Origin of the sequence: Peptidiphaga gingivicola (genome assembly GCF_001652275.1) — a bacterium.
GTDB classification, from domain to species: Bacteria; Actinomycetota; Actinomycetes; order Actinomycetales; family Actinomycetaceae; genus Peptidiphaga; species Peptidiphaga gingivicola.
Map to the genome: position 1 here is coordinate 1,481,819 of NZ_LVZK01000001.1, position 19,001 is coordinate 1,500,819.

Here is a 19,001-nt window from a genome sequence, read left to right on the forward strand (position 1 = left end):
TGATGTGAAGTCGTCGGTGATATGAAGTTTGCTGTACGAGATTGGCCGCGCGGAGGCCCTCCGCGCCGAGCCGGGTGCCTAGGAGCCGCCCGGCGCCGACAGGCCGGATCGCGCGTCGCCGAGCCGTTCCGCGTCGGTTCTGTCGGTGTCGGTTCAGTCGGCGTCGGCCAAAGGCCGGGCGACGCCGGGGCCGGCTCGGTCGATGATCCGCACGATGTCTGCGAGCAGCCGGGAGATGCGGGGACCCGCGGCCTTCCCGGCTTCGAGGACCTCGCCGTGGCTGAGGGCGCTTGGGGCGATCCCCGCGGCGTAGTTCGTCACGAGGGAGATTCCCAGCACCTCCATTCCCGCCGCGCGGGCGGCGATCGCCTCGAGCGCCGTCGACATTCCCACGAGGTCTGCGCCCAGTGCCTTGGCCATGCGCACCTCGGCCGGCGTTTCGTAGTGCGGCCCGGGGAATTGGGCGTAGACGCCCTCGGGAAGGCCGGGGTCGACGCCCCGGGCGATCTCGCGAAGCCGCGGCGAATACAGATCGGTCAGATCGACGAAGTTCGCTCCTCGCAGAGGCGACGTCGCGGTGAGGTTGATGTGGTCGCCGATGAGGGCCACGGTTCCCGGGCCCCATTCGGGGACGGTCGATCCGCACCCGTTGGTCAGGATGCATACTTTTGCTCCGGTCGCCGCAGCGGCTCGAACTCCGTGGGCGACGGCGTCGACGCCCTTGCCCTCGTAGAAGTGGGTCCGCGCGCCCAACACCAGAGCGCGGCCCGATTCGAGCACAATGGACCTCAAAGTGCCGCGGTGCCCCGCGACGCCGTTGGCTGAGAAACCGGGCACCTTCTCAGCCGGCACTTCGGCGACGGTCTCCCCGATGAGGTCGGCCGCGCCGCCCCAGCCCGATCCGAGAGTGAGCACGCAGTCGTGCGAGGCGACGCCGGTGAGGTCGGCGATGACCTGCGCCGCTTCGGCGGCGAGTTCGTTTGTCATGGACAATACGTTACAGGCAGTAGGCTCAGTCTATAAAGCAGTAGGCTTGGCTTATGAATACGAACGAGGCTCAGCCTCTCAATGCGGACGACGTCGTGGCTCTGACGGCGCAGCTTGTGGACATTCCCTCCGTCTCGGGGGAGGAGGGCAGGATCGCCGACGAAATCGAAGCGACCTTGAGAAGGCACGGGCGCCTTGAAGTCCTCAGGGACGGCGACGCCGTGGTGGCGCGCACGAATCTCGGAAAGCCCGTGCGGATACTCCTGGCCGGGCACACGGACACCGTCCCCGTCGCAGGCAACGTTCCCGGAAGGCTCGAAGGCGGGGTCCTTTGGGGCAGGGGGTCGGTCGATATGAAGGGCGGGGACGCCGTCCTCCTCCACCTCGCCACGGCCCTGCGTGAGCCGCGAACGGACGTCACGTGGGTCTTCTACGACCACGAAGAGGTCGAGGCCAGCCTCAACGGCCTCGGCCGCCTCTCGCGCAACCATCCCGACTGGCTCGCAGCCGACCTTGCCGTCCTCGCCGAACCCACTGACGGCGGCATTGAGGGCGGGTGCAACGGAACGCTGCGCGTGAAGGTGAAGGCCAGCGGAGTCGCCGCCCACTCGGCGCGCCCGTGGACCGGGGAGAACGCCGTGCACAAGCTCCTCGACGCCCTGGCCTTCCTGGCGAACTGGCAGTCCGAGGTCCGCGAGGTCGGCGGTCTGGAGTACCGCGAGTCCCTCCTGGCGGTCGGCGTTTCGGGGGGAGGCGGGCGCAACTCCGTGCCCGACGAGGCGCACGTCGTCGTCAACTTCCGATATGCGCCGGACAGGACGGAGGAGGAGGCTCAAGCCTATGTCCGCTCCGCTTTCTCCGGGTACGACGTCGAAGTGCTCGACAGCGCCCCGCCCGCGGCGCCCGGAATGGACCATCCCGAGTTCGTGCGCCTGGCCGAACTGCTGCGGGAGGCAGGCGCCGGCGAACCCGCGGCCAAGCTCGGGTGGACCGACGTCGCCCGGTTCTCCGCCCTGGGGATACCGGCGATCAACTGCGGGCCGGGAGATCCGATCCTGGCGCACAAGGACGACGAGGCGTGCCCCGTCGAACAGATCGAGCGTTTGGCCCGCGTGCTCGGAAGGTGGCTTCAAGCGTAGTCTTGGCCCATGACAGACGACCGATTTCACCGCCAAGGCCCCGTGATACTGCGCGGGGCGCGCATCCCCGACGCCACGGCCGACGCCGCCTTGTTGAGCAACGAGCGCTCCTCGGATTGGACGCACACCGATCCGTGGCGCGTCATGCGCATCCAATCCGAGTTCGTCGAAGGCTTTGACGCGCTTGCCGACCTTCCGCCGTCGATCTCGATCTTCGGCTCGGCGCGCGCCCGGCCCGGCGGCCCCTCCTACGAAACCGCGAGGGAGATCGCGCAAAGGCTCGCCGCGGCGGGATTCGGGGTCATCACCGGCGGAGGGCCGGGAATCATGGAGGCGGGAAACAGGGGCGCCCGCGAAGGCAACGGACTGTCTGTGGGCCTGGGGATCGAGCTTCCGTTCGAGCAGGGGATGAACGAGTACGTCGACCTCGGCGTCAACTTCCGCTACTTTTTCGCCCGCAAAACCATGTTCCTCAAATACTCTCTGGGCTTTGTGGCCATGCCCGGCGGTTTCGGAACCCTGGACGAGCTCTTCGAGGCCGTGACGCTGGTGCAGACGAAGAAGGTCTCCTCGTTCCCGATCGTCCTTGTGGGGCGCGACCACTGGGGCGGGCTCGACCGCTGGATTCGCAGCACGCTGAGGGAATCGGGGATGATCGGCGGGGCCGACGCCGACCTGTTGACGGTGGTCGACACGGCGGAGGAAGCCGTCGACGCCGTCCACTCCGGGATTCACCGGCTGGCGGCGGAGAAGAAGGCGGAAACCCCAGAGTAAAATCCACGGAAACTCTAGAATGAGGCCGAAAATCGGCGAAACGGACAGAGAGAAACGGGTAGACTGAGAGTGCGATAGGTAACAACTGTCGGGGCGAAAGGAGATTCGCATGGCAGCGTTGAAACCTCGCACTGGCGACGGCCCATTGGAAGTCGAACGGGAGGGCCGCGGAATCGTCGTCCGCATTCCCGTCGACGGAGGAGGACGCCTTGTCTTGGAGTTGAAGGACGCCGAGGCATCCGAATTGAAGGATGCTTTGGCGGCCGTCGAACGTTAGGCGCGCATCCGCGAAACAGACCCACCGCTTCTGGGGCGTGTGGGTCTTTTCGTCGCTTGGGCCGATGTTCAATCGGGGGCCGGCGGAGGCCTTCGCAGGGCCGGGCTTGGGGCGTTTGAATCCGCTAGAGGGGCGTTTGAGCCCGCTAGAGGAGGTGGGCGACGAGCAAGCCTTCGCCGACGGGGACGACGGAGGTTTCCAGGTCGGGCGAGGAGACGAGCTCGCGGCCGAGGTTGCGGATGGCGACGACGTCGTCCTCCCTGCGAGCCGGATCCGCCACGCGCCCTCCCGCGAGGGCCCGCGCCACAACGAGGATGCCGCCGGGACGAAGGAGCCGCAGGGCCTCCTCGGCGTCTTCCGGGGTCTCCAAGGGGTCGCCGTCGAGGAAGACGAGGTCGTAGGAGTTTGCGGCCAGCCGCGGCAGGAGGTCGGCGCTGCGCCCGTTGATCAGCCGGGTGCGCCCGCTGCGCACGCCGGCCTTCGAGAAGGCCTCCCGCGCGGCGTGCTGGGCCTCGCGTTCGACGTCGATCGAGGTGAGTGTGACGTCGCCGTTGGCGAGAAGGTAGAGGCCGGACACTCCGGTGCCCGTTCCCACCTCGACGATGGAGGCGACGCCCGTTGAGCTCACGAGGAGCCGAAGGAGGGCTCCGGTTGCAGGACTCACGCACGAGATGCCGAATTCGCCGGCCAGGCGGCGGGCCTGCGTTACGACGTCGCTCTCGACGTAGAGGTCCTCGGTGTAGGCCCATGCGAGCGTCTGATCTGTTGCCATGGTGTGAGGTTATCAGACCGGCGTCACGCTGAGGCTCAGCCCGGCGAGCCCCCGGGCGCGGCGGGCCAGGGACCCTGCGATTTCGCGCAGGCTCTCCTGCGCTTCGGAGGAGCCCTCGGCCAAGACGACGGGCACGCCTTCGTCGCCGCCTTCGCGCAGCGACACCTCGATCGGGACGTTGCCGAGAAGGGGAACTTCGTAGCCCAGGTCCGCGGTGAGCTGCTCGGCGACCGTCGCGCCGCCGCCATGGCCGAAGATCTCGTTTTTCGATCCGTCCGGCATGACGAGGTAGGACATGTTTTCGATGACCCCGACGACGCGCTGGTTCGTCTGGCTGGCCATTTGGCCGGCGCGCTCGGCCACCTCCGCGGCCGCTACCTGCGGCGTCGTCACCACGATGATCTCGGAGTTCGGAATGAGCTGGGCCACGGATATGGCGATGTCCCCGGTGCCGGGAGGCAGGTCGAGGAGAAGCACGTCGAGGTCGCCCCAGAAGACGTCCGAGAAGAACTGCTCGAGCGCGCGGTGCAGCCGGGGGCCGCGCCACAGGATGGGGGAGTTGTCGGGAAGGAACATCCCGATCGAGATGACCTTCACGTCGTGGGCGACGGGAGGGATGATCATTCCGTCGAGGGCGGTGGGAGGCTGGTCCACGCCCATCATCCGCGGCACGGAAAAGCCGAAGATGTCGGCGTCCACGAGCCCGACCTTGAGGCCGGACGCGGCCATGGCGGCCGCGAGGTTGACCGTGACGGAGGACTTGCCCACGCCGCCCTTTCCGGACGTGACGGCGAGGACCCGCGTGAGGCTGCCCTTCTGGGCGAAGGGGACGACGCGGTCGGCCGCGCTCCCGCGCAGCTTCGCCTGCAGCTCGGCGCGCTGCTCGGAGTTCATGGCGCCCATCTTGACGAAGACGCGCTCGACTCCTTCGAGCTCGCCGACGACGTTCTTCACGTCGGCGGAGATGGAGTCGCGCAAGGGACAGCCCGCGGTGGTCAGGAGGATCGAGACCATGACCGTGCCGTCGTCCTCAATCTGGACGTCGTCGACCATGTTGAGGTCGGTGATCGGTCGGCGGATCTCGGGGTCGATGACGCGTTCGAGCGCGTCGCACACTTCGTCGAGGCTAACCATGGCAACCATCGTACTCGCCCGGTCAATGCCCTGGCCCGGCCGAGTGGCTCGGGTCACGGCTCTTCGCGTTCGGCTTTGAGTTCGTCAAGCTCGGCCTGCAGTTCCGCGATGCGCTGATCGCGCTCGGCCAAACGGCCCTCGCGGTCCCGGTCGAACTCTTCGAGCGCCACGCGCAGCTCGGAGCGCACGAAGTCGCGCGTGGCGACGTCGCCCATGCTCATGCGCAGGCCCGCGATCTCCCGGGTGAGGTACTCGGTGTCGGCCAGGTTGCGTTCGGCGCGCTGCCGATCCTGCTCGGCCATCACCCGGTCGCGGTCGTCCTGCCTGTTCTGGGCCAGAAGGATGAGCGGCGCCGAATACGAGGCCTGCGTGGAGAAGGCCAGGTTGAGCAAGATGAACGGGTAGGGGTCCCACGACTGCCCGACGAGCTTGACGAGCACGACGTTGGCGGCCACCCACGTCACGACGAAGATCGTCATGTACAGGATGAACTTGGGGCTTCCCATGAACCTCGCCGTCGATTCGGCGAAGCGGCCGAAGGCGTCGGAGTCCTTCTTTCGCCGCAGGTGCATCCTGGAGCGGCCGGTCCGCTCCAACGGCTTGTCGAAATCAGACATGCTGAGCCTCCACCGCCTCGTCGGTCACGTCGTCGTCGGCGTCGCGCCAGTCCTCGGGCAGCAGGTGGTCGAGGACGTCGTCGACGGAGACCGCGCCGATGAGCGAATCGTCGTCGACGACGGGCAGCGCCGTCAGGTTGTAGGTCGCCAGAAGCCGCGTCACCGTGCCGATTCCCGCGGAGGCCGAGATGGCCTCGATGTCGGTGTCGAGGATCGTCCCGATCATCGCCGAGGGGGCTTCGCGCAGGGCGCGCTGTATGTGCACGACGCCGAGGAACCGGCCCGTCGGGGTCTCCAGGGGCGGCCTGCAGACGAACATGATGGCCGCCAGGGCGGGCGGGATGTCGGCGCGCCGCGCAGAGGCGAGGGCCGTGGCGATCGTCGCCTCGGGCGGAAGGACGATCGGCTCGGTGGTCATGAGGCCGCCGGCCGTCCGCTCCTCGTAGGCAAGCAGGCGCCTGACGTCCTGGGCCTCCTCCGGCTCCATGCGCTCGAGCAGCTCGGCGGCCTGGTCGGTCGGCAGCTCGGCGACGAGGTCGGCGGCGTCGTCGGGCTGCATGACGTCGAGGACGTCGGCCGCCCGCTCCATGTCGAGACTGGAGAGAATCTCGATCCTGTCCTCGTCGCCGAGCTCCTCCAGGATGTCGGCCAGGCGCTCGTCCGTCAGCTCGCTGGCCACCGCCTGCATGCGCCCGGCGGGCAGCTCGCGCAGCACGTCGGCGACGTCGGCGGGCTTGAGCTCGTTGATCTGGGCGAGGATCGAGACGTTGCCCTGGACCGCCGCGGGATTCATGAGCCCGGTGACCTCGCGGACGGGCACCGTGAAGGACCGCTGGCCGCCGACGGAGCGTTTGCCCGTGCGCACATACAGCGAGGTCAACTGCCATTCGCGGGGCTTCGTCTGAGTGATGGCGACGTCGATGACGACGGCCTCTTCGTTCGTCTCGCGCAGGTGGACGTGGCGTTCGATGAGCTGCGCGAAAACGAGCGTCTCGGCCGGACGCTGGGAGAAGCGGCGGATGTTGACGATTCCGGTGGTGATGACCTGGCCGTTGGCTATCGAGGTGACGCGGGTGAGCGGGAGGAAGACGCGGCGCTTTCCCACCACCTCGACGACGAGGCCGACGGCCAGCGGATCGCCTTTCAGGCGGAAGAGAGCTACGACGTCGTAGACCGTGCCCACCTGGTCTCCTATGGGGTCGAAGACGGGCGTGCCGATGAGCCTTGCCGCGTATACGGTCTGAGCCTGCCGCTTCATGGATTCCTCCTATCGCGCGACGGACGCCATCCAGGCCTCGATTTCGGGGATGGTGCGCGGAATTCCTTCAGAGATGCGAATGGCGCCGGAGTCGGTCACCACGACGTCGTCCTCGATGCGGACCCCGATGCCGCGGAACCTCTCGGGCACGAGAAGGTCGTCCTCGCGGAAGTACAGGCCCGGCTCGATCGTGAAGATCATGCCCGGGGCGAGCTCGGCCTCGACGTACATTTCGCGGCGGGCTTGGGCGCAGTCGTGGACGTCCAAGCCCAGGTGGTGGCTCGTGCCGTGCGGCATCCAGCGGCGGTGGAAGCCGCCGCCTTCGGCGAGCGATTCGGCCGCGGTCCCAGGAAGCATGCCCCACCCCTCCAGCCTTGCGGCGATGACCTCCATCGCGGCGTCGTGGACGTCGGAGAACTTGCAGCCGGGCTCCTGTGCGCGGGCGAAGGCGGCGTCGGCCGCGTCCAGGACGGCCTGGTAGACCTCGGCCTGGGCGGGGGAGAAGACGCCGTCGACGGGCAGAGTCCTCGTGATGTCGGCCGTGTAAAGGGAGTCCATTTCGACGCCGGCGTCCACCAGGATGAGCTCGCCGTCGCGCACCGCGCCGTCGTTGTCGATCCAGTGGAGCGTGTTGGCGTGGTTGCCCGAGGCGGCGATCGTGTCGTATCCCAGACCGTTGCCCTCCTCGCGGGCCTTGGCGTGGAAGGCTCCCTCGACGACGCGCTCGCCGCGCCTGTGCCCCTTGGCCCGGCCGAGCGAGGCGAGGATCGCCTCGAAGCCCTCGTGGGTGGCGGCGACCGCCTTGCGCATCTCCTCGATCTCAAAATCGTCCTTGACGAGGCGCAGCTCGGCGAGGGCCTCCGCCAGCTCGGTGTCGAGCTTCGCGCAGCTCTCGGCGATTCCCGCGCTTTCGCGCAGGTCGATCACCTGGGACTCGACGGAGGCGTCGACGCCGGAGACGACCGCCATCTGCACCTGGCCGAGGTCTTTGGCCAGGGCGTCCCCGAGGGTGTCGATCGCGGCGCATTTGAGGCCGGTGAGGGTGGACATCTCCTCGAGCGAGGGCCGTGCGCCCACCCAGAATTCGCCGTAGCGCGCGTCGGCGTAGAACTCCTCCGACGATCGCGAGGCGCGCGGATGGAAATAGAGTGTCGCCTCGTGTTCGTCTCCGACCGGGTTGAGGACCAGCACCGAATCCGGTTCGAGCTCGCCGCCGAGCCCCGTCATGTGGGCGAAGGCCGAATGCGCCCGAAAACGGTAGTCGCAGTCGTTGTTGCGCACCTTGTAACCGCCCGCCGGCACCACGAGGCGCACCCCGCGGAACCGTTCGCCCAGCTTCGCGTGGCGCGCCGGGAGGAAGTCGGCCGAGGCCGAACGCTCCGGCCCTTGCGGGCGGGGCCCCCAGTTTGAGCCGATGAATTCCCGGAAAGCTTGGTTGCGCGGTTGGCGCGAGCGGTTCGCCCCGCGCTCGGAGACGTTCTCTTCTTTGGTCATGCATCCCATTGTTCCAGAGTTGCCGGGGCTCAGGCGCGAAGATCGACGGCTGAGCGACGAACGACGGCCGAGCGGGGCTCGGCCATGAGGCGGGCCGAGCAGGAGCGCGGGCGTTCAAAGCGGCGCGAAGGCGGCGTAATGTTGTCTGCCGTGATCGATCTGCACACCCACTCCACCGCCTCCGACGGCCGCTCGACCCCCGCCGAGCTCATGAGGGAGGCTGCCCGCGCCGGAATCGACGTCCTCGGGCTGACTGACCACGACACTGTCGCCGGATGGGCGGAAGCCGCCGGGCAGGTCGAAGCAACGGGCACCGCGCTTGTCAGGGGCATGGAGCTCTCCGCGAAAATCGACGGAATCTCAGTCCACATCCTCGGCTACCTCTTCGACCCCGACGACGAACGGCTGACCGCGCACGTTGCGAGGATGCTCGCCGAGCGCCGCGACAGGGCCGTGCGGATGGTCGCCAGGCTCGCCCGGGACGTCCCCGTCACGTGGGAGGCCGTCGAGGCGCACGCCGGGGCCGCGACGCCGGTGGGGCGTCCGCACATCGCCGACGCGCTCATCGACTCCGGCGTCGTCGCCGACCGCCAGGAGGCCTTCGCGGTTTACCTGCGGCCCGGCAGCCCCTATTACATCCATCACTATGCGCCTCCCGCGGCGGAGGCGGTCGAATGGATTTCGGGCGCCGGGGGAAAGGCGGTCATGGCCCATCCCGCGGCCTCGCGACGCGGGAAAACCGTCAGCCTGAGCAGAATCGAGGAGCTGGCCGACGCCGGACTCTTCGGCCTGGAAGTGGACCACCGCGACAACGTAGAGCGCGAAAAGCTCGCAAAACTGGCCGAACGCCGGGGACTCGTACGCACGGGCTCCAGCGATTACCATGGGACGGGCAAACCGAACCGATTGGGCGAAAATACCACTGCTCGGGAGGTGCTGGACGCCATTTCATCTGGAACTCACCTGGAGGTGCTCAAGCCGTGACGGCATTCGACGCCAGCCTTTTCTTCACGACGTTCACGACCGTCTTCGTCATCGCCGACCCGGCTGGAAATCTGCCGGTTTTCATGTCGCTGACGGCGAGAATGACGCCGAACGAGCGAAAGAGGGCAGCGTGGCAGGCCACACTCACGTCCCTGGTCGTCCTCGCGGTGTTCGCCTTCTTCGGCCAGCAGATCCTCCGCCTGCTCGGCATTTCGGTGGCGTCGATGCAGATTTCGGGCGGTTTGCTTTTGCTCATCGTCGCCATGCAGCTGCTTTCCGGCCGAGAGGAGGACCCCGGTAAGCCCGGGGCGACCAACGTCGCCCTCGTTCCCCTCGGGATTCCGCTTTTGGCAGGCCCCGGCGCGATCGCCGCGGTGATGCTCGCCGCCGACCAGGCGGCCGGAAAGGGCGTCGGCGGCGTGTTGGCATGCGTCGCCGCCGTGCTCCTCGTCCACATCATCGAGTGGCTGACGATGCGCTTTGCCAACCCGCTCAACAGGATCCTGGGCGAGGGCGGAACGATCTTCCTCACGAAGATCTCGGGCATGCTGTTGGCGGCCATCGCCGTCCAGCTCATCATCAGCGGCGTCACGAGCGTCGTCAAGGGCTAGGCGAGGCCTCGCCCGCCGCGCAAGAGATTCGCCGGCCCGCGACGGCGCAGGCCTTGGGGGCTCGCGGGTCGGCGTCAGGGGCACGCGTCAACAGGGGCCCGCGTCAGGACTCGTCCGTGCGGCGAATCCTCTTGCGCTGCCTGTTGCGGCGCGGGGCCGCCTGCGGGTTCTCCTTGACCGGCTTCTTGCGCTGAGACTGCCCTCGGCGCTGGGCCTGCTCGTGCTGGCGCTGCCCCGAGGGGCGTTTGCCGGATCCTGAGGACGAGCCGCGTCCCCGCCTCCCGTGCGAGCCGCCGCGTCCCTTGCCGCTGCGCCTGCCCGTTTCGCCCAGGTCTTCGATGTACTCGGCCGCCAGGCCCGCCCGCGTGCGCTTGTCCCGAGGCAGCTTTCCCGTCGCCCCCTCCGGAATGTCGAGGTCAGAGTACAGGTGCTCGGACGTGTGGTAGGTCTCCAGCGGCTCAGGCTGGCGCAAATTGAGGGCCTTGTCGATGAGAGTCCAGCGCGGGAGGTCGTCCCAGTCGACAAAGGTGACGGCAGTCCCGGACTGCCCTGCGCGCCCGGTGCGGCCGATGCGGTGGATGTACGTCTTTTCGTCTTCGGGGCACTGGTAGTTGATGACGTGGGTGACGTCGTCGACGTCAATGCCTCTGGCCGCGACGTCGGTGGCGACGAGGACGTCGACCTTGCCGTTGCGGAAGGCTCTCAGCGCCTGCTCGCGCGCGCCCTGGCCGAGGTCTCCGTGGAGCGCGCCGGCGGCGAAGCCCCTCTCGGTCAACTCTTCGGCGAGGCGTGCGGCGGTTCGTTTCGTCCGCGTGAAGACGATCGTCAGGCCGCGGCCTTTTGCCTGGAGGATGCGGGCGAGGACCTCGGATTTGTTGAGGGCGTGGCAGCGGTAGACCACTTGGCGCACCGATTTGACCGTCACGCCGGTGTCCGAGGGGTCCGCCGCGCGGATGTGCGTGGGCCGCGACATGTACCGCCGCGCCATCGCGACGACGGGCCCCGGCATCGTCGCGGAAAAAAGCATCGTGTGGCGGTTGGAGGGCGTGGAGGCCAAGATTTTCTCGACGTCCTCGAGGAAGCCCAGATCGAGCATTTCGTCGGCCTCGTCGAGGACGACGGTGCGAACGTAGGTCAGGTCGAGGAATCGATGTTTCATCAGATCGACGAGCCTGCCGGGGGTTCCCACGACGATCTCTGCGCCCTCTTTCAGAGCCTCCTGCTGGGGCTCGTAGGCGCGCCCACCGTACACCTCGACGATGCGCAGGCGCCGCCTGGCCGCGGCGGCGCGCAGCTCTTCGGCCACCTGCTTGGCTAGCTCGCGTGTGGGCAGGATGACCAGACCCTGCGGCTTGCCGCGGGCCTGAACTGGGACGGACTCCCACCCCTCCTCGTCGATTCCAGCGGTGTTTTCCAGCATCGGAATGCCGAAGCCGAGCGTTTTGCCCGTTCCGGTTTTGGCCTGCCCGATGATGTCGTTTCCCCTGAGGGCGACGGGCAGCGTGAGCGCCTGTATGGGGAACGGATGGGTGATGCCCTTGTCTTTCAGCGCGTCGACGATGGGGGTTGAGACGCCGAAATCGGCGAAAACTGTCGTGGACGGAAGGTCGGCCCCCGCGGCGGAGACGTCGGCGGCGGGTTCGTTTGTTGCGGGTATGTGCACCCCGGAAGAATCGATGATGCCGGAGCCCTTGCTCATGCTTTTCCTTTCAGTGCGCGCCTCGAGGCGCTCAGTGCCGTCGGCCGATAGACGCAGCGCGCGGGAGCGTCCGCGCGTTCGTGGATGTGCGAATGGCGAGAAGTTCGGTCAACACTTGGCTTTTTGAGTGTACGGCAACCGGGAGGCACGGGAAACCGCCGACGCTTTTCGCGAACGCACGCACGCCCGCGTAACGCGTCAGAAAGCATCAAACGTCAAGTTAGTTTCGGTGATTTTAACCACATAATTTCGTGCATATCAGGCTTTTCTCAATAGACACGCCTTTTCCTGGTTGTATGACCACTGCTACATGGGTATGGTTACCCATTCGGAAGGGTCGAGACAGATCCTCCCGAAGGATAAATTGAGATCAATCCTTCCACTCACTCCTCACCAAAAATTGCACGCCATCGCGGGCAAAACTGAATGGAAACCTTATGCACTACCTGCCTTTAGCCTCCGGTACGGGACTGCTCGTCCTTGGCAACGGACTGCCGACGGGGTCGCTCCCCCTGTTGCTTGCGCGTCTGTTCGTCGACCTCGCCGGGTTGGTATTCATCGCATTGTCCCTCATCTTCCTCTTCTCGGACTTCATCGCTCGCGTCAGAGGGGCGTCGTCCGTGAAGCGGCCCCATGCCCCCCTCGGTCGGCACTTCGCCGACGGCGCGACGGCGGAAGAATTCGAGTGACCGCCGCATCGCCGCGCTTCGTGCAAGTGCTCGACGCAATCGGGTGGTGGGGCGCGCTCCTCATGGTCTTCGTGACGGTCGTCTACGGGCTCGTCCTCCTCGTGCTTTCGCGTTCGGCCCCGCGCAAGCGCGCGGCGCGCAGGAGGGCGGTCCTCAAAGCGGCTGAAACCACCGAAGGCTCGACGCAGCTTGCCAGGCCGAGGATGGTCATTCTCATACCTTGTCTGAACGAGGCCGAGGTCATCGTCGCCAGCGTCAAGGCCCTTCTGGCTTCCCCCGCTCCGGACGTCCACATCCTCGTCATCGACGACGGCTCGGAAGACGGCACCGCCGATTTGGTTGAGAGCATCGGCGATCCGCGAGTCTCCGTCATGCGGCGCGTCCTGCCCAACGCTCGCCTGGGCAAGGGCGAGGCCCTCAACGCCGCCCTCGACCTCGTGCGCCAGCGCTACGTCACGGGCTCGGCGAACGACGTCGTCGTCGGCGTGGTCGACGCCGACGGGCGGCTCGACCCCCATGCCATTACCGAAGCCAGGATTTCCTTCGCCGACCCGGAGGTGGGCGCGGTCCAGATGGGCGTGCGGATCAACAACCGCAGGCGCTCGCTCCTGGCGAGGATGCAGGACATGGAGTTCGTCATCTTCATTGAGGTCTTCCAGAGGGGGCGGCGCCACCTCGGGAGCGTCGGAATGGGAGGAAACGGCCAATTCGTCAGGCTCTCCGCGCTCGACGCCCTCGGACCGAATCCGTGGTCGGAGTCGCTTACCGAAGACTTCGACCTGGGAATCCGGCTCAACGCCAGCGGGTGGGTCAACGAGTTCTGCCGCGAGGCGTCCGTCCACCAGCAGGGCGTCACCAACTTCGGGCGCCTCATGCGCCAGAGGACCCGCTGGTTCCAGGGAAACCTGCAGGCTATGTCGCTGTACAAGTCCGTCGTTCGCGGACATCGCGGGCGGGCGCGCACCGACACCCTCTTCCAGATCCTCACACCCTATTTGGTTCTGACGGCGTCCCTTTTGACCGTCTCCTTCATCATCGCCTTGGGAATGTCGATTTATTGGGCGATTCGGGGGGTGCCGCAGCATTGGGAGTGGCTCATACTCGCGTACGTTCTCGCCTTTGGGCCTGCTCAAGCGTATGGATACATATATTGGCGCATAGAGCGGGTAAATAAATTTTCAATTTTTAAGGCGATTGGGTGTTCGCACATATTCGTTTTCTACGGCATGCTCGGCTACATTCCCGGTTGGTGGGCTGTGGGAAGGGCGATGTCCAACCGTACGAATTGGGCGAAGACTGCGCGCGAGGCTGAGGAACCTCAAGATGCCGCCGCTCCGGCTGTGGCGGTTGGGCAGGCCACGTGAAACATTTCAAAGACAACTCTAAGAAGGCCTCGAGGGCGTGGTCCCTCAGCCCGGCGATTCTCAACGACCTGTTCCTGACGCAAAAAGGCTCGGGGGCCGAGGAAACGGAGACGAGCGGGCAGGCCGACGCCGAGGCTTCGGCCTCCGCGAGCCAAGCCGGCTCGGCACAGGCCGGCTCGGCACAGCAGGCCGGGGCCCCGAGTTTCCCCATGAACGCCCGCGTTCCCTCGCTCGGCGCGAACGTGGCCAATGCTCGCGTTCGGGCCGGGAAGACGAACGCCCCGCCGCCCGTCGAAGGGCCGGGGCGGGGCGGCGTCGCCGCAGGCGAGACCTCGGCCGCCCTCGGCAGCGAGGCAGACCCCTCGGCCCCCGTTGTGCGGGGCGGAAGGGCCCGCCGCCGCCCGGTCGTCTTCTTCCTCGGGCTGCTCGTGGGGGCCGGCCTCGTTCTGGCGGGAATCCTCTTCTTCCGCAGCGGGGAGGAATGCGGCGGCTGGAAGGTCGTCTACACCGGCTACGGAGAGGTTGCGTGCGACGGGGGCGCCGTCAATCTCCACCCGACGCCGGCCGCGCAGAAAAGGGACACCCATGCTGCGCTCGTGGTGGCCGAGGCAGGCGGGTCGGGCACCGTCGGCGCGACCGTCAAGACCACGTCTCAAGTGCGCAAAGGCAAGCCCAACCCATGGGAGGTCGGCTGGTTCCTTTTCCGGTATCAGGATCCGAGCCACTTCTACGCCGTCGTCCTCAAGCCCAACGGATGGGAGATATCCAAGCAGGACCCGGCTTACAAGGGGAGCCAACGGTTCCTCGCCAGCGGGGACGCGCGAAAGTTCCCCGTCGGAGGGAGCTACAAAGTGACCGTCGAGCAGAAGGGGCCGGCCCAGTTCACGGTTTCGGTGGACGGCGAGCATCTGGCCGACGTCACCGACTCCGAGAGGCCCTACCCTTCGGGAAGCGTCGCCCTCTACACGGAAGACGCCGCAGTCACCTTCACAAATATCGCCAAAGGATCGTAAAGCCTGAAGGGGCAACACAACCATGACCAATTCTCCTGCCGAACCCATCGACGTCATGCTCGTCTACGGGACGCGCCCCGAGGCCATCAAGATGGCCCCGCTTGTCCACGCCCTCAACCACGACGCGCGCTTCCGCCCGATCGTCGCGGTGACGGGCCAGCATCGGGAAATGCTCGACCAGGTCCACAATTTCTTCGGCATTGCCGCCGACGTCGACCTGGACATCCACAGCCCGGGCCAGACGCTCACGCAGGTGACCACGCGCACTCTCGAAGGAGTGGGCCGCGTCATCGAGGATCGCAGGCCGGATGCAGTCTTCGTCCAAGGCGACACGACGTCGGCCTTCGCCGCCGCCCTGGCGGGCTTCTACCACGAGCTTCCCGTCGTCCACGTCGAGGCGGGCCTTCGCACGGGGGACATATGGTCTCCCTTCCCGGAGGAGGGCAACCGACGGCTTATCGGCCAGCTTGCCGCCCTCCACCTTCCGCCCACGCCCGCGAGCAAGGAGAATCTCCTTCGCGAAAACTTCGCGTCCGAGACCATCCACGTGACCGGAAACACCGTCATCGACGCCTTGCTCGATGCCGTCAAACGGTATGTGCCCAGCGGGGACGCGGCTCTCGACGCGGCCGTCTCCGACCCCTCGCACAGGCTCGTGCTGGTGACGGCCCACCGCCGCGAATCCTGGGGCGCGCCGATGGAGCGCATAGGGGAGGCCGTGGCGCGCCTGGCCCGGGAGCACCCCGACGTCGTCTTCGCCCTTCCTGTCCATCGCAATCCGAAGGTGCGCGAGGCCCTCCTGCCCCATGTGAGCGTGCTGTCGAATATCATTGTCACGGAGCCTCTTGCTTACGGGGCATTCTGTACGGTGATGAACAGGGCGGACATCGTCCTCACGGATTCGGGCGGAGTCCAAGAGGAGGCGCCCGCGCTTTCCAAGCCCGTCCTAGTTTTGCGGGAGAACACCGAACGGCCCGAAGCGGTCGAATTCGGCGTCGCCCGACTCGTCGGAACCGATTCCGACCGAATCTTTGCCGAAGCCTCTCGTCTTCTCGACGATGCCGACGCCTACGCGGCCATGGCGCACGCGGTCAACCCCTACGGCGACGGACGCGCCTGCCAGCGCGTTCTAGCCGCGACCGCGGAGCTGTTCGGGCGAGGCGAGGCAGTCGCCGACTTCGACCCGGCTCGGCAATAGGCCGTCGGCCGGGCGATCCCTGGTATAAACGTTCGGCCGACGTTGACAATCCACGATGCCCTCCCTCGCCGGTGGGCGCGCTGAAAGGGAAACAAACTATGCAAATCAAAGTCATGTCCGCTTCGCGCGGCTCACGGAAGCGGCGGTTGAGCGCCGCGCTTGTGGCAATGGGCATTGGCTCGTCCATGTTCGTCTTGGGCCCGGCCTATGCCGACGATCCGGACGGATCGCCTTCCGCCCCCGCCAGCCTCTTGGGGGTCGGCGGAGGAAAGCAGACTCCTGCCGCGGCCAAGGCCGCAAAGGACGGAGGCGACGGCTCAGCCTCGGTGACGGGCGACAATCCCGTTCGCAGCGTGCCCGAGCCCGTGGCCGCCAAGAAGCGGGCGCTTCCGCTGTCGCTCGACTCCGGCGCGACCGTCAACCTCAAGGAGTCCCCGCAGGCCGTCGCCAAGAAGGCCCAGCAGCCGGCAAAGCGCAAGCTTGCCCGCAAGGTGCCGGCCGTTCCTGCTTCCGCCAAGGTGTGGGGGAACAAGAATGCCTCCGCCAAGGCCCTCGTGCTCTATGACACCCACGGGGAGTACAAGCAGCTCGGCGAATACTACGCGCTGGGGACCGGGATGCTCGCCAGCCACAAAGGCAGCGTGACCGCCCTTCCCGTCTCCGAATACACTTCCGGCCTGGCGGGCCGCTACACGGCGGTCATGTACGTCGGATCGAACTACGACGAGCCGCTCCCGCGCGCCTTCATCGAGGACGTCCTCACCGGCGACGCCAAGGTGCTGTGGTCCGGCTTCAACATCTGGCAGCTCGCGAAGAACGACGACGACCGCCAGGCGTTCGTCGCCAGGTTCGGATGGGATCCGTCGACGTCCTACATCGACTCCCTTGACAAGGTCTCTACCGTGAGCTACAAGTCCCAGGAACTCACCCGGGCTGACGACAACACCAGCGGCATCATCGCCCCGCACGTCGTCGACAAGGACAAGGTCGAAGTGCTGGCCCAGGCCAACTGCAAGGACCAGGCCGGCAACGCCGCAAACTGCGGGTCCATTGCCCAGACGACCGGCTCGCAGTACCCGTGGGCCGTCCGCTCCTCGGGCCTGACCTACATCGGCGAGATTGCACTGACCTACATCAACGAGACGGATCGCTACCTCGCCTACGCCGACATCGTCGACGGCCTCCTGAGCCGCGACGGCCAGGCGCCCTCGCGCAAGGCCGCGATCCGCATCGAAGACGTCAGCCCGAACACCGAGGTCAACGACCTCAAGCCGCTCATCGACTACCTGATCTCGGAAAAGGTTCCCTTCCAGATCGCGGCCATCCCGTACTACGTCGATGCCAACGGGGTCTACAACAACGGCCAGTCCTTGACGAAGACCTTCGACCAGAACCCTGAGCTGCTCAAGCTGCTCAAGTACGCCCAGCGGCACGGCGGAACCATCGTCCAGCACGGAACCACCCACCAGTACGGCAAGCTGAACAACCCGTACAACGGGGTCAGCGCCGACGACTTCGAGTTCTACCGCTCCTGGTGCACGGCCCAGCAGAACGGCGGGACGCCGGTCGAATGCAAGACCGACACGTGGGTTCAGCTGGCCGGGCCGGTCCCCTCGGACTCCGTCAACTGGGCGGCCAACCGCGTGTCCCTCGGCAAGTCCGAGCTCAAGCGCGTCGGCCTGGGCAAGACCAAGCTCTTCGAGACGCCCCACTACGCGGCCTCGTGGAACTCCTACCTCGGCATGAAAAAGGCCTATTCCACCCGTTACGAGCGCGAGCTCTTCTTCCCGGGAATGCTCAACAAGGACAACGCGGGGAACAAGGGCAACTTCGGCCTCTTCTACCCCTACACCGTGAAGAACATTTACGGCACCAAGGTTCTGCCCGAGAATCTCGGCAACTACGAGCCCGAGTCCTACAACAACCACCCGCCGCGTTCCGGGGCAGACCTCGTGAACAACGCCAAGAAGAACCTCGTCGTGACCGACGGCAACGCCAGCTTCTTCTTCCACCCCGACTACCCGCTCAGCGAGCTGAAGGTCGCGGTCAAGGGGATCAAGGAGCTCGGCTACACCTTCACCCCGGCGACCAGACTCAACTGACACAGTCCCTCGGCTGAGAAGCCCTCGGGCAAGACAAGCCCGCGGCCTTCGATCCAAGGCGAAAGGCAGGCCCACGCCCCGATGCGGCGTGGGCCTGCCTTCATCTTCTGGGCCGGCTGTTCGTCGTCTTGACGCTTCGACGTCGTCTTGACGCCTGTCGCTCGCGACCGGCGATTGCCCTTTTGCTCTGGCTGCTCGTCGCTCGCGACGGGCCGTTTTGCGGAGCCGGCCCCCTCAGTCGGCGAGGCGAAAGCTCGTCAACTGGTGAAGCCGAAGCCCACGCGGCGTGTCTCGCCGGTGGACGTGCTGATGTATCCCACGGCGTCGGCCGGGATGAAAACGGTTCTGCCGTCTTTGTCCGAGAGGATGAGGGGCTTGCCCGTCTCCACGGCGTCGGTGAACGCCTTCTTCAGGTCATCGAGGGTCAGATCGACGTCGATCTCCACTTCGCTTTGGACATTGCGCACGGCTATTTGGACTTTCATAGAGACTCCTCGGGTTTGGGACGAGACCAAGCATAATGCGCAACCGGCCCGCCTTCGCCGGCGTGTTCGTCGAGGGCCTAACGCGGAGGGGCTGAGCCTCTCGCCGGACGCGGGGGTTTAGCCGCTCGCCGGGCCGTCTGCGCCCAGCTCGGGGCGAACTCGGGGGAGTCGGGCCGCATGCGTCGGTTTGGGACCGTACCCTTGTGTTGGACTTCGTATGGACGTTGGACCTTGCGCGGGCCCGCGGGCGCTTCTGGCGCCGAACGCAGAGGTCGGGCAACCGCGGCGAATCGCGGGCGCGCAGGCTTGTCTTTGCGGGCTTGCCCGCGCAGGCGGCGGCGCAGTCCGATCCGGCGCCGAGCCGGATGCTTTGCGAGAGCGGGCCCTTGGGCCAGAAGGAGGAG

General features: G+C 66.7%; 18 protein-coding genes. 10 read left to right on the forward strand and 8 right to left on the reverse strand.

Going from position 1 to position 19,001, the window contains the following annotated elements:
• Positions 1–153 precede the first annotated feature (153 nt).
• Positions 154–987: a purine-nucleoside phosphorylase gene (locus tag A4H34_RS06115; RefSeq protein ID WP_064231393.1), complete on the reverse strand. Its 834-nt coding sequence runs from the start codon at positions 985–987 to the stop codon at positions 154–156.
• 53 nt (positions 988–1,040) lie between these two features.
• Between A4H34_RS06115 and dapE the strand changes: the two genes are divergently transcribed.
• The 3 genes from dapE to A4H34_RS10475 all read left to right on the forward strand — a co-directional run bounded on the left by dapE (position 1,041) and on the right by A4H34_RS10475 (position 3,177).
• Entirely contained in the window at positions 1,041–2,126 is a 1,086-nt protein-coding gene (gene dapE, locus A4H34_RS06120) for a succinyl-diaminopimelate desuccinylase (RefSeq protein ID WP_064231394.1), read from the forward strand.
• Positions 2,127–2,135: 9 nt separating this feature from the next.
• The gene (locus tag A4H34_RS06125) at positions 2,136–2,900 is read left to right on the forward strand and encodes an LOG family protein (protein ID WP_064231395.1); all 765 of its coding nucleotides are present in this window, start codon (positions 2,136–2,138) and stop codon (positions 2,898–2,900) included.
• A 109-nt stretch (positions 2,901–3,009) separates the two neighbouring features.
• Complete coding sequence (locus A4H34_RS10475; RefSeq protein WP_009199020.1) at positions 3,010–3,177, forward strand: DUF3117 domain-containing protein; 168 nt, start codon at positions 3,010–3,012, stop codon at positions 3,175–3,177.
• Between the two features lie 145 nt (positions 3,178–3,322).
• On the opposite strand, the gene A4H34_RS06130 is transcribed toward A4H34_RS10475, so the two are convergent.
• The 5 genes from A4H34_RS06130 to A4H34_RS06150 are packed head-to-tail and all read right to left on the reverse strand — an operon-like array spanning position 3,323 to position 8,452.
• Positions 3,323–3,949: an O-methyltransferase gene (locus A4H34_RS06130; RefSeq protein WP_009199019.1), complete on the reverse strand. Its 627-nt coding sequence runs from the start codon at positions 3,947–3,949 to the stop codon at positions 3,323–3,325.
• A 12-nt stretch (positions 3,950–3,961) separates the two neighbouring features.
• On the reverse strand, positions 3,962–5,092 hold the full coding sequence (locus tag A4H34_RS06135; RefSeq protein WP_064231396.1) for an Mrp/NBP35 family ATP-binding protein: 1,131 nt from the start codon (positions 5,090–5,092) through the stop codon (positions 3,962–3,964).
• A gap of 44 nt (positions 5,093–5,136) precedes the next feature.
• A complete protein-coding gene (locus A4H34_RS06140) occupies positions 5,137–5,700 on the reverse strand; it encodes a DUF1003 domain-containing protein (protein ID WP_064231397.1) in 564 nt (187 codons plus the stop codon).
• Entirely contained in the window at positions 5,693–6,958 is a 1,266-nt protein-coding gene (locus tag A4H34_RS06145; RefSeq protein WP_009199016.1) for a magnesium transporter MgtE N-terminal domain-containing protein, read from the reverse strand. Before A4H34_RS06145 ends, A4H34_RS06140 begins: the two co-directional genes overlap by 8 nt.
• A gap of 9 nt (positions 6,959–6,967) precedes the next feature.
• Complete coding sequence (locus tag A4H34_RS06150) at positions 6,968–8,452, reverse strand: aminopeptidase P family protein (protein WP_064231398.1); 1,485 nt, start codon at positions 8,450–8,452, stop codon at positions 6,968–6,970.
• A gap of 138 nt (positions 8,453–8,590) precedes the next feature.
• On the opposite strand from A4H34_RS06150, the gene A4H34_RS06155 reads away from it, so the two are divergent.
• Together A4H34_RS06155 and A4H34_RS06160 are read left to right on the forward strand one after the other, a co-directional pair.
• Positions 8,591–9,436: a PHP domain-containing protein gene (locus tag A4H34_RS06155; protein ID WP_040323219.1), complete on the forward strand. Its 846-nt coding sequence runs from the start codon at positions 8,591–8,593 to the stop codon at positions 9,434–9,436.
• Entirely contained in the window at positions 9,433–10,047 is a 615-nt protein-coding gene (locus tag A4H34_RS06160; protein ID WP_009199013.1) for a MarC family protein, read from the forward strand. The genes A4H34_RS06155 and A4H34_RS06160 overlap by 4 nt, the downstream gene beginning before the upstream one ends.
• 103 nt (positions 10,048–10,150) lie before the next feature.
• On the opposite strand, the gene A4H34_RS06165 is transcribed toward A4H34_RS06160, so the two are convergent.
• Positions 10,151–11,746, reverse strand: a complete 1,596-nt coding sequence (locus A4H34_RS06165) for a DEAD/DEAH box helicase (RefSeq protein ID WP_009199012.1) — start codon at positions 11,744–11,746, stop codon at positions 10,151–10,153.
• A gap of 437 nt (positions 11,747–12,183) precedes the next feature.
• Between A4H34_RS06165 and A4H34_RS06170 the strand changes: the two genes are divergently transcribed.
• The 5 genes from A4H34_RS06170 to A4H34_RS06190 all read left to right on the forward strand — a co-directional run bounded on the left by A4H34_RS06170 (position 12,184) and on the right by A4H34_RS06190 (position 18,112).
• Positions 12,184–12,435 carry a hypothetical protein gene (locus A4H34_RS06170; RefSeq protein WP_040322738.1) on the forward strand — a complete coding sequence of 84 codons (252 nt, stop codon included), beginning with the start codon at positions 12,184–12,186 and terminating at the stop codon, positions 12,433–12,435.
• On the forward strand, positions 12,432–13,799 hold the full coding sequence (locus A4H34_RS06175) for a glycosyltransferase family 2 protein (RefSeq protein WP_009199008.1): 1,368 nt from the start codon (positions 12,432–12,434) through the stop codon (positions 13,797–13,799). The genes A4H34_RS06170 and A4H34_RS06175 overlap by 4 nt, the downstream gene beginning before the upstream one ends.
• Positions 13,796–14,812 carry a hypothetical protein gene (locus A4H34_RS11390; RefSeq protein ID WP_231870971.1) on the forward strand — a complete coding sequence of 339 codons (1,017 nt, stop codon included), beginning with the start codon at positions 13,796–13,798 and terminating at the stop codon, positions 14,810–14,812. Before A4H34_RS06175 ends, A4H34_RS11390 begins: the two co-directional genes overlap by 4 nt.
• Before the next feature lie 22 nt (positions 14,813–14,834).
• The gene (wecB, locus tag A4H34_RS06185; protein WP_064231399.1) at positions 14,835–16,010 is read left to right on the forward strand and encodes a non-hydrolyzing UDP-N-acetylglucosamine 2-epimerase; all 1,176 of its coding nucleotides are present in this window, start codon (positions 14,835–14,837) and stop codon (positions 16,008–16,010) included.
• Between the two features lie 98 nt (positions 16,011–16,108).
• Positions 16,109–18,112, forward strand: coding sequence for a DUF2334 domain-containing protein (locus tag A4H34_RS06190; protein WP_009199005.1), 2,004 nt, complete (start codon positions 16,109–16,111; stop codon positions 18,110–18,112).
• Between the two features lie 257 nt (positions 18,113–18,369).
• Here A4H34_RS06190 and A4H34_RS06195 read toward each other — a convergent pair whose 3' ends face one another.
• A complete protein-coding gene (locus A4H34_RS06195) occupies positions 18,370–18,597 on the reverse strand; it encodes a DUF3107 domain-containing protein (RefSeq protein WP_009199004.1) in 228 nt (75 codons plus the stop codon).
• Between the last annotated feature and the right edge of the window lie 404 nt (positions 18,598–19,001).

Coding starts and splice junctions, on each gene's coding strand:
- A4H34_RS06115 (WP_064231393.1), bottom strand. CDS start 987: ATGACAAACGAACTCGCCGCCGAAGCGGCGCAGGTCATCGCCGACCTC.
- A4H34_RS06195 (WP_009199004.1), bottom strand. CDS start 18,597: ATGAAAGTCCAAATAGCCGTGCGCAATGTCCAAAGCGAAGTGGAGATC.
- A4H34_RS06140 (WP_064231397.1), bottom strand. CDS start 5,700: ATGTCTGATTTCGACAAGCCGTTGGAGCGGACCGGCCGCTCCAGGATG.
- A4H34_RS06190 (WP_009199005.1), top strand. CDS start 16,109: ATGCAAATCAAAGTCATGTCCGCTTCGCGCGGCTCACGGAAGCGGCGG.
- A4H34_RS06125 (WP_064231395.1), top strand. CDS start 2,136: ATGACAGACGACCGATTTCACCGCCAAGGCCCCGTGATACTGCGCGGG.
- A4H34_RS06170 (WP_040322738.1), top strand. CDS start 12,184: ATGCACTACCTGCCTTTAGCCTCCGGTACGGGACTGCTCGTCCTTGGC.
- wecB (WP_064231399.1), top strand. CDS start 14,835: ATGACCAATTCTCCTGCCGAACCCATCGACGTCATGCTCGTCTACGGG.
- A4H34_RS06145 (WP_009199016.1), bottom strand. CDS start 6,958: ATGAAGCGGCAGGCTCAGACCGTATACGCGGCAAGGCTCATCGGCACG.
- A4H34_RS06165 (WP_009199012.1), bottom strand. CDS start 11,746: ATGAGCAAGGGCTCCGGCATCATCGATTCTTCCGGGGTGCACATACCC.
- dapE (WP_064231394.1), top strand. CDS start 1,041: ATGAATACGAACGAGGCTCAGCCTCTCAATGCGGACGACGTCGTGGCT.
- A4H34_RS06150 (WP_064231398.1), bottom strand. CDS start 8,452: ATGACCAAAGAAGAGAACGTCTCCGAGCGCGGGGCGAACCGCTCGCGC.
- A4H34_RS10475 (WP_009199020.1), top strand. CDS start 3,010: ATGGCAGCGTTGAAACCTCGCACTGGCGACGGCCCATTGGAAGTCGAA.
- A4H34_RS06135 (WP_064231396.1), bottom strand. CDS start 5,092: ATGGTTGCCATGGTTAGCCTCGACGAAGTGTGCGACGCGCTCGAACGC.
- A4H34_RS06155 (WP_040323219.1), top strand. CDS start 8,591: ATGTTGTCTGCCGTGATCGATCTGCACACCCACTCCACCGCCTCCGAC.
- A4H34_RS06130 (WP_009199019.1), bottom strand. CDS start 3,949: ATGGCAACAGATCAGACGCTCGCATGGGCCTACACCGAGGACCTCTAC.